Annotated in this window: 16 protein-coding genes; 11 read left to right on the forward strand and 5 right to left on the reverse strand. The window is 72.7% G+C overall.

Annotation, left to right across the window (positions count from 1 at the left end; all coding sequences use genetic code 11):
- A partial coding sequence (locus ABZ934_RS26370) for a MarR family transcriptional regulator (RefSeq protein ID WP_361317805.1) occupies nt 1-364 on the reverse strand: 364 nt, incomplete at its 3' end.
- Entirely contained in the window at nt 357-1,022 is a 666-nt protein-coding gene (locus tag ABZ934_RS26375) for a DJ-1/PfpI family protein (protein ID WP_361317808.1), read from the reverse strand. The genes ABZ934_RS26370 and ABZ934_RS26375, both read right to left, overlap by 8 nt.
- 253 nt (nt 1,023-1,275) lie before the next feature.
- Here ABZ934_RS26375 and ABZ934_RS26380 point away from each other — a divergent pair, with 253 nt between their 5' ends.
- From ABZ934_RS26380 to ABZ934_RS26390, 3 genes are all read left to right on the forward strand, one after another.
- Nucleotides 1,276-2,628, forward strand: a complete 1,353-nt coding sequence (locus tag ABZ934_RS26380) for an aspartate aminotransferase family protein (protein WP_361317810.1) — start codon at nt 1,276-1,278, stop codon at nt 2,626-2,628.
- 218 nt (nt 2,629-2,846) lie between these two features.
- Entirely contained in the window at nt 2,847-3,518 is a 672-nt protein-coding gene (locus ABZ934_RS26385) for a GntR family transcriptional regulator (RefSeq protein ID WP_361317812.1), read from the forward strand.
- 152 nt (nt 3,519-3,670) lie between these two features.
- Nucleotides 3,671-4,321, forward strand: coding sequence for a hypothetical protein (locus tag ABZ934_RS26390; RefSeq protein WP_361317814.1), 651 nt, complete (start codon nt 3,671-3,673; stop codon nt 4,319-4,321).
- A 29-nt stretch (nt 4,322-4,350) separates the two neighbouring features.
- Here ABZ934_RS26390 and ABZ934_RS26395 read toward each other — a convergent pair whose 3' ends face one another.
- Nucleotides 4,351-5,076 carry an SLATT domain-containing protein gene (locus ABZ934_RS26395; protein ID WP_361317816.1) on the reverse strand — a complete coding sequence of 242 codons (726 nt, stop codon included), beginning with the start codon at nt 5,074-5,076 and terminating at the stop codon, nt 4,351-4,353.
- 263 nt (nt 5,077-5,339) lie between these two features.
- Between ABZ934_RS26395 and ABZ934_RS26400 the strand changes: the two genes are divergently transcribed.
- From ABZ934_RS26400 to ABZ934_RS26430, 7 genes are all read left to right on the forward strand, one after another.
- On the forward strand, nt 5,340-5,681 hold the full coding sequence (locus tag ABZ934_RS26400; RefSeq protein ID WP_361317818.1) for a YbaB/EbfC family nucleoid-associated protein: 342 nt from the start codon (nt 5,340-5,342) through the stop codon (nt 5,679-5,681).
- A gap of 46 nt (nt 5,682-5,727) precedes the next feature.
- On the forward strand, nt 5,728-6,327 hold the full coding sequence (gene recR / locus ABZ934_RS26405; RefSeq protein WP_361317820.1) for a recombination mediator RecR: 600 nt from the start codon (nt 5,728-5,730) through the stop codon (nt 6,325-6,327).
- On the forward strand, nt 6,320-6,967 hold the full coding sequence (locus tag ABZ934_RS26410; protein ID WP_361317822.1) for a DUF5063 domain-containing protein: 648 nt from the start codon (nt 6,320-6,322) through the stop codon (nt 6,965-6,967). Before recR ends, ABZ934_RS26410 begins: the two co-directional genes overlap by 8 nt.
- A 150-nt stretch (nt 6,968-7,117) precedes the next feature.
- Nucleotides 7,118-8,392, forward strand: coding sequence for an aspartate kinase (locus tag ABZ934_RS26415; protein WP_361317824.1), 1,275 nt, complete (start codon nt 7,118-7,120; stop codon nt 8,390-8,392).
- On the forward strand, nt 8,389-9,465 hold the full coding sequence (locus ABZ934_RS26420; RefSeq protein WP_361317826.1) for an aspartate-semialdehyde dehydrogenase: 1,077 nt from the start codon (nt 8,389-8,391) through the stop codon (nt 9,463-9,465). Before ABZ934_RS26415 ends, ABZ934_RS26420 begins: the two co-directional genes overlap by 4 nt.
- Before the next feature lie 173 nt (nt 9,466-9,638).
- Nucleotides 9,639-10,382, forward strand: a complete 744-nt coding sequence (locus ABZ934_RS26425; RefSeq protein ID WP_361317828.1) for a SigE family RNA polymerase sigma factor — start codon at nt 9,639-9,641, stop codon at nt 10,380-10,382.
- On the forward strand, nt 10,379-11,482 hold the full coding sequence (locus tag ABZ934_RS26430; protein ID WP_361317830.1) for a hypothetical protein: 1,104 nt from the start codon (nt 10,379-10,381) through the stop codon (nt 11,480-11,482). Before ABZ934_RS26425 ends, ABZ934_RS26430 begins: the two co-directional genes overlap by 4 nt.
- On the opposite strand, the gene ABZ934_RS26435 is transcribed toward ABZ934_RS26430, so the two are convergent.
- A complete protein-coding gene (locus tag ABZ934_RS26435; protein WP_361317832.1) occupies nt 11,451-12,251 on the reverse strand; it encodes an SURF1 family protein in 801 nt (266 codons plus the stop codon). The two genes, ABZ934_RS26430 and ABZ934_RS26435, sit on opposite strands and share 32 nt — an antisense overlap.
- Nucleotides 12,252-12,293: 42 nt before the next feature.
- Nucleotides 12,294-14,111 (reverse strand): prolyl oligopeptidase family serine peptidase, encoded by a 1,818-nt coding sequence (locus ABZ934_RS26440; RefSeq protein WP_361317834.1) that lies wholly within the window; start codon nt 14,109-14,111, stop codon nt 12,294-12,296.
- Between the two features lie 93 nt (nt 14,112-14,204).
- On the opposite strand from ABZ934_RS26440, the gene codA reads away from it, so the two are divergent.
- Entirely contained in the window at nt 14,205-15,506 is a 1,302-nt protein-coding gene (gene codA, locus ABZ934_RS26445) for a cytosine deaminase (protein ID WP_361317836.1), read from the forward strand.
- Nucleotides 15,507-15,528: the final 22 nt, after the last annotated feature.

Consider the following 15,528-nt stretch of genomic DNA (forward strand, 5'->3'; position numbering starts at 1 on the left):
GGGCGATCGCCGCCCGCCCTTCATCCGTGGGCCGCAGGAGCTTCGCGCGCCGGTGGGCGGGGTTCGGCACGTACTCGGCGAGCCCGTTCGCGGCCAGCAGGTCGGCGACGCGCTGGACGCTCTGGCGGGTGATGCCCATGACCCGTGCGATCCCGGCGACCGGCAGCGGTTCGCGGAGCACCGCGCCCAGCACCTGCCAGCGCGCCGCCGTCAGACCGGCCGGGCGCGCGAGATCCTCCGAAACGGCCAGGAACTGGCCGTTCAGCCGGAAGACGCCGAGGGCGGCGCGGCTCAGCAGGTCCTGGCGGCCCCGTACCGACAGCTCCGGGGCGGCCGACAGCGCGACGTGCCCCGGCTCAGGCATCGGCGGATTCCGCTTCCATGGCGGCCATGTCGGCCATGGCGGCCATCAGGACCGGGAACGCGCTGGCGTCCGAGTCGTGGAACAGCCGGTACCAGGCGTCCAGCGCCTCCGACGGGTACACCTCCAGCCGGGCGAAGACCTCGCGGGCGAACGCCACCGGCTCGGTCGGCCCCGCCGTGATCAGGTCGCCGTCCGTGACCGCGTCGGCCTCGACGTAGCGCGGGCCGCCGGCGTAACCGGGCTGCGCCGCCAGGTACGCGGCTGCCGCGCTCGTGTGCCGGCGACCGTCCAGCAGGCCCTCGCGGGCGAGGCCGGCCGTCGCTCCGCAGATCGCCGCGACGGGTACTCCCGCCGCCAGGAACTCGCGCGCCTTCGCGGCGAACGGCGCGAGGTCGTCCCCCGTGTCCCAGAGGTCGGCGCCCGTGAGGATCAGCAGGGAGGAGTCCTCGGGGCGCAGGTCCGCGAGGGCCAGGTCGGGCTGGATCCGGAGGCCGCCCATGGTGGTGACGGGCTGCCCGGCGGCGGGGCCGACCGTCAGGACCCGGTGGCCGCGCCGGGCGAGGTGCGCGGTGGTGTGGCCGCTCTCCCAGTCGGCGTACGTGTCGTACACCGCCAGGTGGACCGTCTTGCGCGGGGTCCCGCGCGAGGTGTCGCTCATGGTGCTCGCCTCCTGGTGAGGGCGGGCCCGACCCTCCTGGGCCGCTCCGCGCTGTGGTCGGATGCTCGCAGGGACCGGATCCTCGCAAGGACCGGAAGGGACCGGAGACCCGGGCGATATGACAACAGGCTGTCATCTTGGCAGGAAACTGTCCATCCCCCGGTCCGACGCCGACAGACTGCCGAGGTCGGACGGCCACCCCCATACAGTCCGCCGATGTACCGCCCTACCTGCGCACTTCTAGCGTGACCGCATGACCCCTCATGTCACCGGCGCGGCGGTCAAGGCCGCCGATCGCGCCCACGTCTTCCACTCCTGGTCCGCCCAGGCCCTGATCGACCCCCTGGCCGTCGCCGGCGCCGAGGGGTCGTACTTCTGGGACTACGACGGGAACCGCTACCTCGACTTCGCCTCCCAACTGGTCAACACCAACATCGGCCACCAGCACCCCAAGGTCGTCGCCGCGATCCAGGAGCAGGCCGCCCGGCTCTGCACCCTCGCCCCGGGCTTCGCCGTGGACGTCCGCTCCGAGGCCGCACGCCTCATCGCCGAGCGCACCCCCGGCGACCTCGACAAGATCTTCTTCACCAACGGTGGTGCCGAGGCCGTCGAGAACGCCGTCCGCATGGCCCGGCTGCACACCGGCCGGCAGAAGGTGCTCTCCACCTACCGCTCTTATCACGGCGCCACCGCCGCCGCGATCAACCTCACGGGTGACCCGCGCCGCTGGCCCTCCGACACGGCCGCCGCCGGCGTCGTGCACTTCTGGGGCCCCTACCTCTACCGCTCGCCCTTCCACGCGACGACCGAGGCCGAGGAGTGCGAGCGCGCCCTCGCCCACCTCGCCGACACCATCGCCTTCGAGGGACCGCAGACCATCGCGGCGATCATCCTGGAGACCGTGCCGGGCACGGCCGGGATCATGACCCCGCCGCCCGGCTACCTCGCGGGCGTGCGTGAGCTCTGCGACCGGTACGGCATCGTCTTCGTCCTGGACGAGGTCATGTCCGGCTTCGGCCGCACCGGCACCTGGTTCGCGGCCGAGCACTGGGGCGTCACCCCGGACCTGATCACCTTCGCCAAGGGCGTCAACAGCGGGTACGTGCCGCTCGGCGGCGTGGCCATCTCCGGCGCGATCGCCGAGACCTTCGCCACCCGCCCCTACCCCGGCGGCCTGACGTACTCCGGCCACCCCCTGGCCTGCGCCGCCGCCGTCGCGACGATCAACGCGATGGAGGAGGAGGGCATCGTCGAAAACGCCGCCCGCATCGGGGAGGACGTGATCGGCCCCGGGCTCGCCGCGATCGCCGAGCGGCACCCGTCGGTCGGGGAGGTCCGGGGCCTCGGCGCCTTCTGGGCCGTCGAACTCGTAGGGGACGAGGAGACGCGCGAGCCGCTCGTCCCGTACAACGCGGCCGGCGCCGCCAACGCGCCGATGGCCGAGTTCACGGCCGCCTGCAAGGCCGCCGGTCTGTGGCCCTTCGTCAACATGAACCGGACGCACGTGGTCCCGCCCTGCACCGTCACGGCGACGGAGGCCAAGGAGGGTCTGGCCCTGCTGGACGCGGCGCTCGAGGTCGCCGACCGCCACACGACGGCCGGTTAGGCGACAGGACTGACCTGGCGCACGCGACCTGGCGCACGCAACCTTGCGCGCACGCGCACGCGCACGCACACGCACACGCACAGGCAGGCGCCCGCGATACGCGTGACATGGCGTCCGATGTTCGGGCGCTATGTCCGTTTATTGCCTGCCCACCGATCGGTTTCGGCCGGACCGGCCGGTCTAAGGTGTCCGAAGTCCCACGGAGGAGACGGACCCCTATGCCAGGCAGCGGAGCTGTCACCCGCAACACACTTCGTCAGCAGATAGCGGACGCGCTGCGCGACGAGGTGCTCGCGGCGCGCCTGCCTCCCGGCACCGAGTTCACGGTCAAGCAGATCGCCGAGAAGTACGAGGTCTCCGCCACCCCCGTGCGCGAGGCGCTGGTGGACCTCTCGGCCCAGGGCCTGCTGGAGTCGGTGCAGCACCGAGGGTTCCGGGTGCGTACCTACAGCGTCGAGGACTTCCGGGGCATGGTCGAGGCCCGGGTCCTGGTCGTCGACGGGATCTTCCGCCGGCTCGTCGAACGCGGCGCCGCGGTCGGCTCCGCCGAGCCGCTGGTCTCCGTGCGCCGCCGCGCCGAGGAGGCCCGGCGGGCCGCGCGGAGCGGTTCACTCGACATCCTGATCGGCTACGACCTGCGTTTCTGGCGGGAGCTGAGCGGGCTGGTCGGCAACACCTACATCACCGAGTTCCTGCACCGCATCCGCGTCCAGTGCTGGGTCTTCTCCGTGCCCCACCTGCAGAAGGCGACGGCGGCGGAGATGCGGCGGGCCCTGTGGGACGGCCACGGCGAGCTGGTGGACGCGGTGACGCGGTCGGACGCCCGGGAGGTACGCCGCATCGTGCACGCCTACAACCAGCACGGGCTGGACTGGGCCGCCGGGTTGTAGCGACGCCCACCCCGCCGACGCCCCACGCACACCCCACCCCGCCCACCCCACCCCGCCGGCCCGCCGCGGGCCGGTGTCCGCCGACCCCTTCGCGGAGCGTGTTCGGCGCACTACGCTGGCCCGATCGGCGGCAACGACTGATCGGAGCCCGCGTGGCCTGTGACCTGTGGCTGGTCCCCCTTGTCGACGTGCTGTGCCACAGCCCCGACAACCCCTTCGCGGAAGAGATCGCCTCGTACGACAAGGCGCTGGGCGCGGCGGGCCTGCCGTCCGTCCCGGTGTTCGCCTACATGCCGGGCCTCAGCGGCGACGTCGCTCCGGTGGCCGGTTTCGACTACGACGCCCTGCACTTCCTGCGTCGGGCGTACCTGCTCCAGATCTGCGGACTTCCGGTGACGCCGGTGGACGAGCTGGGCGGTGACTACGAGCAACTGCTGGAGATGTTCGAGCCGACGGCCCAGCAGTCGCACCTCGTGTGGCACTACGACCACGCGGGGGCCTACGTGCCCGTGGACTTCCCCGCTCCGCTGGCCGACGAGGAGCTGCTGGCCGGGGGCGGACCGCTGGGCTCCGCCCAGGGGCTGCTGCGGGAGCTGGCGTTCGTGGCGCCCGCCATCGGGATAGACCCGGGCAATCCGCCGGCCGCGCCCGCGCCGCCGGGCCGGCCGACCTCCCTGGAGGAGCCCGCGGGACCGATGCCGTACGACGAGAGTCCCTTCGCCCGGGAACGGCACGTGTGGCTCGGACTGCACGCGGCGGCGACCCGGAGCCTCGGCCAGGGCTCGATGATCATCTTCAGCTGAGCGCGCCGGTCGCGCCCCCCGGCCCGGCCTCAGCGGGGCTGTTCCGGGGGGCGTTGGCGCGGCATGTTCGGGCGGGTTCCCGGCGGGAGGGCGAAACGCGCCGGTGGGATGCCCGGCTCCGGCCGGCCGGCCGCCGCGCCCAGGGACTGCATGACCAGCGGGGCCGGTCCGGCCCGGAACTCGACCATCCAGTCCGCGGTCTCGGAGCGCACGAGCTCCGTGATGTCCTCCGAGAAGCGGCGCAGGACGGTCAGGCAGCGCTCGGCCGCCTCGCTCGCCGTGCCCTCGGTCGGGCCCAGGACCTCCCGTACGTTCTCCGAGGCCCAGTCGAACTGGAGGGTCTGGAGCCGGCGCTGTACGGCCTGCGCCGTGGCCACGTCCCGCATCCAGCCGGAGGTCAGGCCGAAGAACCGGTCGCAGGCCAGGCAGGCCGCGCCGAGCAGCAGGCACAGGTAGCCGTACGAGGCCGCCCCCGGCGCGGAGCCCGTCAGCTCCAGCAGCGGCATGGAGGCGCCCGCGACGGCGCCCAGGGCCGCGCCCACCCGCAGGGTGCGCGCGCCGCGCCGCTTCCAGGTCCGATCGGCCAGGTACCACTCGGCGGTGCGCAGGGCGTCGGCCTCGACCCGCCGGTAGAGCTCGTCGAGCCGCTCGGCGGGCTCGCCCCAGTCCCCGAGAGGAAACGGCCGGCCGGTCAGGTCGCCGTCCTCTGCGGGATCCCGGGGTGGGCCCTCGGGCTGCATCTCCGGCTGACTCACCGGCACTCCCTCTGCCTGCGCTGACGTGTGGTGGTGCGCGTGTGCGCAATGGTGCGCATGCACTTCCTACCTTCGAATGACGCGCGATGGACAACGAATCCCGCGATTTCCGCTCGCAAGGAGGGCTCCAGCAGGTGCGCGCACCCCGGCTCTCTCACTCGAAAGAGTTGGTCCTCACGGCGTAGGGCGCTGCGCGCGGGGAGCACGTAGGCTCGGATTGACCGAGCGTTGAGAAGCATCCGTAGCTATGGAGTGAGTGCCCTGTGATTCCCGGTGGTGGCCAGCCCGACATGCAGAAGCTGCTCCAGCAGGCCCAGAAGATGCAGCAGGATCTCGCCGCGGCCCAGGAGGCACTGGCGCAGGCCGAGGTGGAGGGCCAGGCAGGCGGCGGCCTGGTGAGGGCGACGGTCACCGGGTCCGGTGAGCTGCGCGCCCTCGTCATCGACCCGAAGGCGGTGGACCCCGAGGACACCGAGACCCTCGCGGACCTGGTGGTGGCCGCGGTCCAGGCGGCCAACGAGAACGCGCAGGCGCTCCAGCAGGAGAAGCTGGGCCCCTTGGCCCAGGGGTTCGGCGGCGGTGGCATCCCCGGCCTTCCGTTCTGACGCCCCCCAGCCCCTGTAAACGCAGACATCGAAAGAAGGCAGTCCGTTGTACGAAGGCGTGGTCCAGGACCTCATCGACGAACTGGGCAGGCTGCCCGGCGTCGGTCCCAAGAGCGCGCAGCGGATCGCCTTCCACATCCTCCAGGCCGAGCCCACCGACGTCCGCCGCCTGGCGCACGCGCTGCTCGAAGTGAAGGACAAGGTCCGGTTCTGCGCGGTGTGCGGGAACGTGGCGCAGGAGGAGCGGTGCGCGATCTGCCGTGATCCGCGCCGCGACCCGTCGGTCATCTGCGTCGTGGAGGAGCCCAAGGACGTGGTCGCGATCGAGCGGACGCGCGAGTTCCGGGGGAAGTACCACGTCCTCGGCGGCGCGATCAGCCCGATCGAGGGCGTCGGCCCGGACGACCTGCGCATCCGCGAGCTGCTGGCGCGCCTCGCGGACGGCACGGTCACCGAGCTGATCCTCGCCACCGACCCGAACCTGGAGGGCGAGGCGACCGCCACCTACCTCGCCCGCATGATCAAGCCGATGGGCCTGAAGGTCACCCGCCTGGCCAGCGGACTCCCCGTCGGGGGAGATCTGGAGTACGCGGACGAGGTCACGCTCGGGCGGGCCTTTGAAGGAAGGCGACTTCTCGATGTCTGACGCAACGCTGCACGCTCTGGGCCAGGATCCGGACGACTTCGCCGTCCAGATCGCGGACCAGATCGACTCCTTCATCGTCGCGGTCACCGAGGTGGCCAAGGGCGAGGACCCGGACAGCGCGGTGCCCTTCCTCCTGCTGGAGGTCTCGCAGCTGCTGCTGGCGGGCGGCCGGCTGGGCGCGTACCAGGACGTCCTGCCGGACGAGCGGTACGAGCCCGACCTGGGCCCCGAGCCGGACGTGGACGAGTTGCGCGAGCGGTTCGCGTACATGCTCGACCCGGTCGACGTGTACTCGGAGGTCTTCGACCCCTACGAGCCGCGCAAGACGCCGGTCGCGCACCGGATCTCCGACGACCTCGCCGACGTCGTGGCCGACCTGCGGCACGGGCTCGCGCACTACCGTGCCGGCCGGACCGCCGAGGCGCTGTGGTGGTGGCAGTTCTCCTACTTCTCCAACTGGGGCTCGACGGCCTCGGCCACCCTGCGCGCGCTCCAGTCGCTCGTCGCCCACGTGCGCCTCGACCAGCCGCTGGACGCCCTCGACGGCCTGGACACGGACGAGGACCTCGCCGAGGAGGACCTCGCGGAGCAGGCCGGCGAGGTCATGGCGCAGGAACTGGGCGGCATCGGGCGCGCTTAGGGGTGCCCGACGGATCACGGTCGGACAGCCCCTGGCCACCGGGCCGGCCGCTTCCGGGCGAGTCTCATGATGTGGTACGTGGCGGTCGGATTCCGGTCGCTCGTTAGACTGCGTGACTGACCGCAGTAATGGATTGAGCGAGGAGCGCACGTGGGCCTTGTCGTGCAGAAGTACGGAGGCTCCTCCGTAGCCGATGCCGAGGGCATCAAGCGTGTCGCCAAGCGGATCGTGGATGCCAAGAAGAACGGCCACCAGGTGGTCGTCGTGGTATCCGCGATGGGCGACACGACGGATGAGCTGATCGATCTCGCCGAGCAGGTATCCCCGATGCCTGCCGGTCGTGAGTTCGACATGCTGCTGACGGCGGGAGAGCGGATCTCCATGGCCCTGCTGGCCATGGCGATCAAAAACCTGGGCCACGAGGCCCAGTCGTTCACCGGCAGCCAGGCAGGTGTCATCACCGACTCGGTCCACAACAAAGCGCGCATCATCGATGTCACGCCGGGCCGTATCCGCACCGCGCTGGACGAGGGCAACATCGCCATCGTCGCCGGCTTCCAGGGTGTGTCGGCCGACAGCAAGGACATCACCACGCTGGGCCGCGGCGGTTCGGACACCACCGCCGTCGCGCTGGCCGCGGCGCTGGACGCCGAGGTCTGCGAGATCTACACCGATGTCGACGGCGTCTTCACCGCGGACCCCCGTGTCGTGAAGAAGGCCCGGAAGATCGACTGGATCTCCTCCGAGGACATGCTGGAGCTGGCGGCCTCCGGCTCCAAGGTGCTGCTGCACCGCTGCGTCGAGTACGCGCGCCGCTACAACATCCCGATCCACGTCCGCTCGTCCTTCTCGGGACTGCCGGGCACCTGGGTCAGCAACGAGAATCCGCAAGGGGACGAGCCGGTGGAGCACGCCATCATCTCCGGAGTCGCGCACGACGTCTCCGAAGCCAAGATCACGGTCGTGGGCGTCCCGGACAAGCCGGGCGAGGCCGCGGCGATCTTCCGCGCGATCGCGGACGCCGAGATCAACATCGACATGATCGTGCAGAACGTGTCGGCCGCCTCGACCGGGCTCACCGACATCTCCTTCACCCTCCCCAAGACCGAGGGCCACAAGGCCATCGACGCCCTGGAGAAGGCGAAGGGCGCGATCGGCTTCGACTCCCTGCGCTACGACGACCAGATCGGCAAGATCTCCCTGGTCGGCGCGGGCATGAAGACGAACCCCGGCGTCACCGCCTCGTTCTTCCAGGCGCTGTCCGACGCGGGCGTCAACATCGAGCTGATCTCGACCTCCGAGATCCGCATCTCGGTCGTGACCCGCCAGGACGACGTCAACGAGGCCGTCCGCGCCGTGCACACGGCCTTCGGCCTCGACTCAGACAGCGACGAGGCCGTCGTCTACGGAGGCACCGGACGATGACCGGCACCCGGTCGGCCCAGGCCCCGGCACTCGCCGTGGTCGGGGCGACCGGAGCGGTCGGCTCCGTCGTCCTGCGGATACTGTCCCAGCGCGCCGACGTCTGGGGCGAAATCCGCCTGATCGCCTCGCCGCGCTCCGCCGGCCGTGTGCTGGCCGTGCGCGGGCGGGAGACCGAGGTGCTCGCCCTCAACGAGGACGCCTTCGACGGCATCGGGACGGGCGATGTCGTGCTGTTCCTGACGCCTGCCGAGGTGTCCGCGCAGTGGGCTCCCGCCGTGACGGCGCGCGGAGCCGTAGCCGTGGACCAGTCGGCGGCCTTCCGCGACGACCCCGAGGTGCCGGTGGTGGTGCCCGAGGTGAACGGGCACGCCGTACGGGTCAGGCCGCGCGGCATCGTCGCGGGGCCCGACTGTGTGACCGCCACCATGATCGCCGCGGTGGGCGCGCTGCACGCCGACTACGGGCTGGTCGACCTGGCCGTCTCCTCGTACCAGGCCGCGAGCGCCGCCGGCCGGGCCGGTACGGAGGCCCTGCGCCGCCAGCTCTCGCTGGTCGCCGGGACCTCGCTGGGGGAGCAACCCGGGGACGTGCGGCGGGTCGTGGGTGACGACACCGGGCCCTTCGCGGCGCCGCTCGCGCTGAACGTGGTGCCCTGGTCGGGTGAGTTGTGCGAGGGCGGCTGGTCCTCGCACGAGCTGGCCGTGCGGTCGCAGACCCGGCGCATCCTGGACCTGCCGGAGCTGCCGATCGCGGTGACCTGCGTACAGGTTCCCGTGCTGGAGGGTCATTCGCTGACCGTACGGGCCCGGTTCGAGCGGGAAGTGGACGCCGGGCAGGCCCGCAAGACGCTGGAGACGGCGCCCGGGGTGGTCCTCGTGGACGACCCGGCGGCGGGGGAGTTCCCGACGCCGGTGGACGCGGCCGGGACCGATCCGGCCTGGGTGGGCCGGGTGCGGGCGTCGCTCGACGACAACCGTTCCCTGGAGTTCTTCGTCTGCGCCGACAACCTGCGCAAGGGCGCGGCGTTGAACGCGACGCAGATCTCGGAACTGATCGCGGGTGAATTCGCGTAAATCGCTTTGTAGGATCGGTGACGATCCCTTGATCAAGGTGATGGCCGGCCCGACTGCCGCCTGGACAAACGGGGCGAACGGGAAGATCGGGTGCGCATGAGGGCAACGGGGAATTGGCCGACCACCGCGCCCCGCGCGTACAACCCCTGGGGGGTCACGCGTGTCCAACGGGCGTGGCAGAGGCATTGCTCGACTTCACCGTCGCTCCGGCGCGCACCGCTCCCGCGCGACGGCGTTCCCCCGCGCCCGGCGGGTTCCCGATGATCCTTCCCGTGTCGCCGACCGGCGTACCGGCGGCGGCGCTGCCTAGCCGGGGCGGTCGGGTGCCCGCGCCCCGCGAGAGCGCGGAATCCGCCGGGAGCGCGACCGTGCGGCCCGCGGGAGGGACCGCCGAGTCGTCCGCCGAGAAGGCCGTCGTCGCGGGCACCACGGTCGACCACCTCACCGAGACCTACCAGGCCCACTACCGCTCCCTCCTCGGGCTGGCCGCGCTGCTCCTCGACGACACCGCCTCCTGCGAGGACGTGGTCCAGGAGGCGTTCATACGCGTCCACTCGGCCCGCAACCGGGTCCGGGACCGCGACAAGACGCTGGCGTACCTCCGCCAGACCGTCGTCAACCTGTCGCGCTCCGCGCTGCGCCGCCGCATCCTCGGCCTGAAACTGCTCTCCAAGCCCATGCCGGACATGGCGAGCGCGGAGGAGGGCGCGTACGACCGGTTGGAGCGCGACGACCTGATCAAGGCGATGCGGGGACTCCAGCGACGGCAGCGCGAGGTACTGGTACTGCGGTACTTCGCGGACATGACCGAGGCCCAGGTCGCCGAGACGCTCGGCGTATCGCTCGGCTCGGTGAAGGCGTACGGTTCGCGGGGCATTGCCGCGCTGCGGGTGGCGATGGAGGCTGCGCAGTCATGACCGACGACCACACCACCCGCCCGGCCGGCCCCGACGCCGTGGCGGAGCGGCAGCTGCGCGCCCTGCTGAGCGGCGCCGTAGGGGACCTGGAGCCCTCCGAGCACGCGCTGGAGCGGCTGCGCCACGCGGTCCCCGCCCGCCGCGCCCGCAAGCGTCGCGCCCTCGTCGGCGCGGCCGCGGCCGTCCTGCTGGCCGGGGCCGCCATCCCGACGGCCCTGCGCATGACCGGTGCCGCGGGCAGCGGCGCCGCCGGACACCCGGCCATGGCCGGGCACGGGCAGGCGCAGGGCGGCAAGACGGGCGGCTCCTCGGACCCGCACCAGAACGGCTCGGGGACGCACGCCTTCTCCAAGGCCCCCACCGGCGGTCCGGGGGCGGGCGACACCGACGGCAGTCCCGCCCCGCACCGGAGCGGCTCCCCCACGGACGGCGCGGGCGCGGGCCCGACCGCCGGCGCCTCCTCCGGTACCACCGGCCACGAGAACCGCAGCTCCCAGTTGCCCCCGATCGGCGCGGTGCCGGGCGTTCCCGAGTGCACCGCCGCGCAGCTCGGCGTGCGGGGCGGTGCCCGCGCGCCCGAGGCCGATGGCACGGTGTACGGCAGCTTCAAGGTCACCAACGTCTCGGACCGGGGCTGTCTGGCCTCCGGCCCGGACACGGTGACCGCCGCCCCCGCGACCACCCCCCGGCCGCCCGGGCGGAGCCCGGCGGTGGCCGTGGTCGGCCACACCGCGGGCGACCCGGCGAGCGCGCTGCTGCCCGACCCGTCCGCGGAGTCCCCGGTGGTCGTGCTCCAGCCGAACGCGGCGTACGAGGTCCGGTTCGCCTGGGTGCCCTCGGAACGTTCCTGCCCGGCGGGGACCGCCGACCCGTCGGCGAAGCCCTCCGGGAACGACGGCGCCGCGGCCGGTACCGCGGGCGCGGGCGCCCCGGCCTCCGACCCGCTGGGCGCGGGCCCCGATCCGGCACCGACGGGGGTGGAGGTGTCCCACACCCCGGCGGCTGGCGCCCCCACGACGGAGGCCACGATCCCGGCGGCCTGCGGCGGAACTGTCTACCGGACGGGCGTCATTCCCCTGACGACGCCGTCGAAGCCGTAGCTGCCGGCCGGGGCCGCTCCGGAACCAGGCCGGCCTGCGCGTCCCGCAGGGTCTCCACCTCGCGCCGGTAGAAGCGGAACCACATGAACAGCACGAAGGCGGCGAAGACGAACCACTCGCCGGTGTAGCCGAGGTTCTGGAACGCCTTCAGGTCGAGCCCGGTGTTGTCCGGTGCCTTCGCGGGCACCGCGAGCATCCCGTCCGACGGGGTCCGCACGGTCAGCCAGGCGTCGTACAGCGGCTCCGGCACCAGGTTCACCAGCGTCGCCGCGCCGATCACCCCGAGCTGCCCGGCCGGCAGGCCGCCCTGCGCGTGGACGCCCTTCGTCCCCGAGTTCTCGGACGCCTGGAGCGCCCCGGTGACCTCCACCCGACCGCCCGGCGCGGCCGGCGCCTTCGCCGCGTCCGCGTCGCCCGGCAGCCAGCCCCGGACCACCGGGAGGGCTTTGCCGGAGTCGGTCTTGAGGAGGTTCAGGACGTAGAAGCCGTTCCTGCCCTCGAGATCGCGCTCGGGGACCAGCAGCTGTTCCCCGTACACCCCGGCCGCGGAAGCCAGCCGTCCGGAGGTCTTCTTGTCCACCGGGAGCAGCGAGTCCAGCGGCGCGGCGGCCTGCTCGTCGGGCCGCCGGTCGGTGGCCTCCCGGTGGTCGCCGACGCGGTCCTCGAAGCGCCCGAGCTGCCAGGTGCCCATGAACAGGCAGAAGGGGATGGCGAGCGCGACGAAGACGTTGATCCCCCACCAACGCGGGGTCAGGAGAAACCGGTGCACCCCACCACCGTACGGGGGGTGCACCGGATCACCGGTGTCGGGTCAGGCGGGAAGGTGCTTGAGGGCGAACTCCAGATCCATCCGGACCTGCTTGATCCGCTCCTCCACCACGAGCGAGCCGTGCCCGGCGTCGTACCGGTACACCTCGTGCACCGCCCCGCGCGCCGCGAGCCGCTCCACGTAGTTGTCGATCTGCCGGATCGGGCAGCGCGGGTCGTTCACGCCCGCCGCGATGTGGACGGGCGCCTTCACCGCGTCCACGTAGGTCAGCGGCGAGGACGCCTCGAACCGCTCGGGGACCTCCTCGGGCGTGCCGCCGAAGAGGGTGCGGTCCAGGGACTTCAGGGCCTCCATCTCGTCGTGGTAGGCCGTCACGTAGTCCGCCACCGGTACGGCGGCCAGGCCCACCGCCCAGGCGTCCGGCTGCGTGCCCAGGCCCAGCAGCGTCAGGTACCCGCCCCACGAGCCGCCCGACAGCACGAGCCGAGCCGGGTCGGCGAGGCCGGAGGCGACGGCCCACTCGCGGACCGCCGCGATGTCCTCCAGCTCGATCAGCCCGACGCGGTGCTTGAGCGCGTCGGTCCACTCCCGCCCGTACCCCGTCGAGCCGCGGTAGTTGACGCGGACGACCGCGAAGCCGTGGTCGAGCCAGGCCGCCGGGGTGGCGGCGAAGGCGTCGCTGTCGTGCCAGGTGGGGCCGCCGTGGATCTCGAAGACCGTCGGGAAGGGCCCGTCGCCGTGGCCGACGGGCCGCTGCGCCAGCGCGTGGACGCGCCCGCCCGGGCCCTCCACCCACACGTCCTCCACCGGGACCGAGCCCGGCGGCCGGAAACCGGGCGGGTCGAGCACGATCCCGCCCGCGGTGGACCGGATCGTCGACGGCTCGGCGGCCGAGGACCACTGGTACTCCACCGTCCCGTCCGGCCGGGCCGTCGCCCCCGAGACCGATCCCGGCGGGGTGTCCACGCGGACGAGTTCCCGTGCCGCCAGGTCGTAGCGCCACAGCTCGCTGCGTGCCTCGAACCCGTGGTGGATCAGCAGCGCGGACCCGTCCGGGTACCACTCGGCGCCCACGTCGCCCGGCAGGTCGATCGCCAACTCCTCCTCGGTGCCGGTCGCCACGTCCCACACCATCGGCTCCCAGCGGCCGCGCCGCTGGTGCGCGACGAGCAGCCGGTTGTCGCCCGCGACCGGTGCGAAGCCGAGCACGCCGAGGCCCAGCTCCTTGCTGCCGCCCTGGGAGTCGTCCAGCTCGGCGACGGTGGCGCCGTCGAGGGTGACCACCCGCACCGACGAGTGCATCGCGTCGCCGTGCTCGGTGTGCTCGATCGCGATCAGGGTGCCGTCCCGGGACAGGTCGCCGACGCCCGCCGACTCGCGGTGCCGGTAGATCAGGGTCGGCTCGCCCCCGCCGGGCCGCACGACGTGGAGCGTGGTGCCCTCCTCGTCGGTGGAGCGGCCCACGACGGCCGTGCCGTCCCGGCCGATGGCCAGTCCGGCCGGGTACGAGGGCTTGAGCCCGGGGGTGGCCGGTTCGTCGGGCCCGCCGGCGAAGGGCTGGCGCACCCAGGTGCCGAACTCGTCGCCGTCGGTGTCGGAGAACCACCAGATCCACTCGCCGTCGGGGGAGAGGGTGCCGTCGGTGGTGCCGTTGGGGCGGTCCGTGGCCTGTCGCCGGGCGCCGGTGGCGCGATCCCACGCGTACAGCTCGTAGGTCCCCGTCGCGTTGGAGACGAAGAGCGAGCGGTCCGGGGCGTCCTCGGCCCATTCGGGGAGCCCGACGCGCGGGGCCCGGAAACGCTTCTCCCAATCGGGCATCTCGGGGGACGGTGCGCAGGTCACATCGGTGTCGCTGGTCATGGCCCCACCTTGCCGTACCGGGCGCCGGGACGCCGAGTACGCCGAACGGGCGCATCGTGGCCGGCGTACGCGGACCGCCCCTACGCTGGCCTCATGCGGATGATCGTCCGGGGCGCCCGGCTGCTGAACGCACACGGCCTGTCCGACGTGGAGGTGTCCGAGGACGGACGGATCGCACGGGTCCTCCCGTACGACGATCAGAAGGAACCACCGGCGACCGGTGTGCTGATCGAGGCGCACGGCGCGCTGCTCACGCCCCCCTTCGTCGAGCCGCACATCCACCTGGACACCGCCCTGACCGCCGGTGAGCCGCGTCCCAACGCGTCCGGCACCCTCTGGGAGGGCATCGCCTGTTGGAGCGAGCGCAAGAAGACCCTGACCCGCGAGGACGTGATCGCCCGCGCCACGGAGGTGCTGCGCTGGCAGGTGGCGCAGGGGGTGCTGCACGTGCGCACCCACTGCGACGTCACCGATCCGACGCTGACCGCGCTGGACGCGCTGCTGGAGGTCCGTGACCGGGTGCGGGACGTGATGACGCTCCAGATCGTGGCTTTCCCGCAGGAGGGCATCGTCTCGTTCCCGGACGGCGAGGCGCTGCTGCGCGAGGCGGTCCGGCGCGGCGCGGACGTGGTCGGCGCGATCCCGCACTTCGAGGACACCCGTGAGGACGGGATCGCCTCGCTGGCGACCGCCTTCGCACTGGCCGAGGAGCACGGGCTGCGCGTCGACGCGCACTGCGACGAGATCGACGACGAGCAGTCCCGCTTCGTGGAGGTACTGGCCACGCTCGCGCTGCGCTCGGGGCTGCGGGAGCGCGCGACGGCCTCCCACACGACGGCGATGGGTTCCTACGGCGGCGGGTACAGCTTCAAACTGCAACGGCTGCTGTCGCGTTCCGGGATCAACCTCGTCGCGAACCCGTTCGCCAACCTCAACCTCCAGGGCCGCTTCGACGGCTACCCCAAGCGGCGCGGCCTCACCCAGGTCAAGGAGATGCTCGCGGCGGGCGTGAACGTGGCCTTCGGCCACGACGACGTGATGGACCCGTGGAACGCCCTCGGGACCGCCAACCCGCTTCAGACCGCCCTGGTGGGCCTGTACGCGGCCCAGTTGACGGGCGCCGACGAGATCCCGGTGGCGTTCTCGATGGTGACGGACCGCGCGGCGCGGGTGCTCGGCCTGTCCGGGACGGAGTACGGCATCGCGCCGGGCGCACCGGCCTCGTTCCTGCTGCTCCCGGCCGAGTCACCGCAGGAGGCGATCCGCCGCCAGGTCCGCCCCCGGTACGTCGTCGCGCGCGGCGGCGTCCTCGCCGAGAGCCCGCCCGCGGTGACGCGGCTGCTGTCCTGGCCGGGGGAGGAGGGGCCGGCGGTAGTGGACTTCACCCGGAAGTAGTACGAGAGTTCGATGCCGAGGC

The sequence above is a fragment of the Streptomyces sp. NPDC046557 genome (assembly GCF_040645975.1).
Lineage (GTDB): Bacteria > Actinomycetota > Actinomycetes > Streptomycetales > Streptomycetaceae > Streptomyces.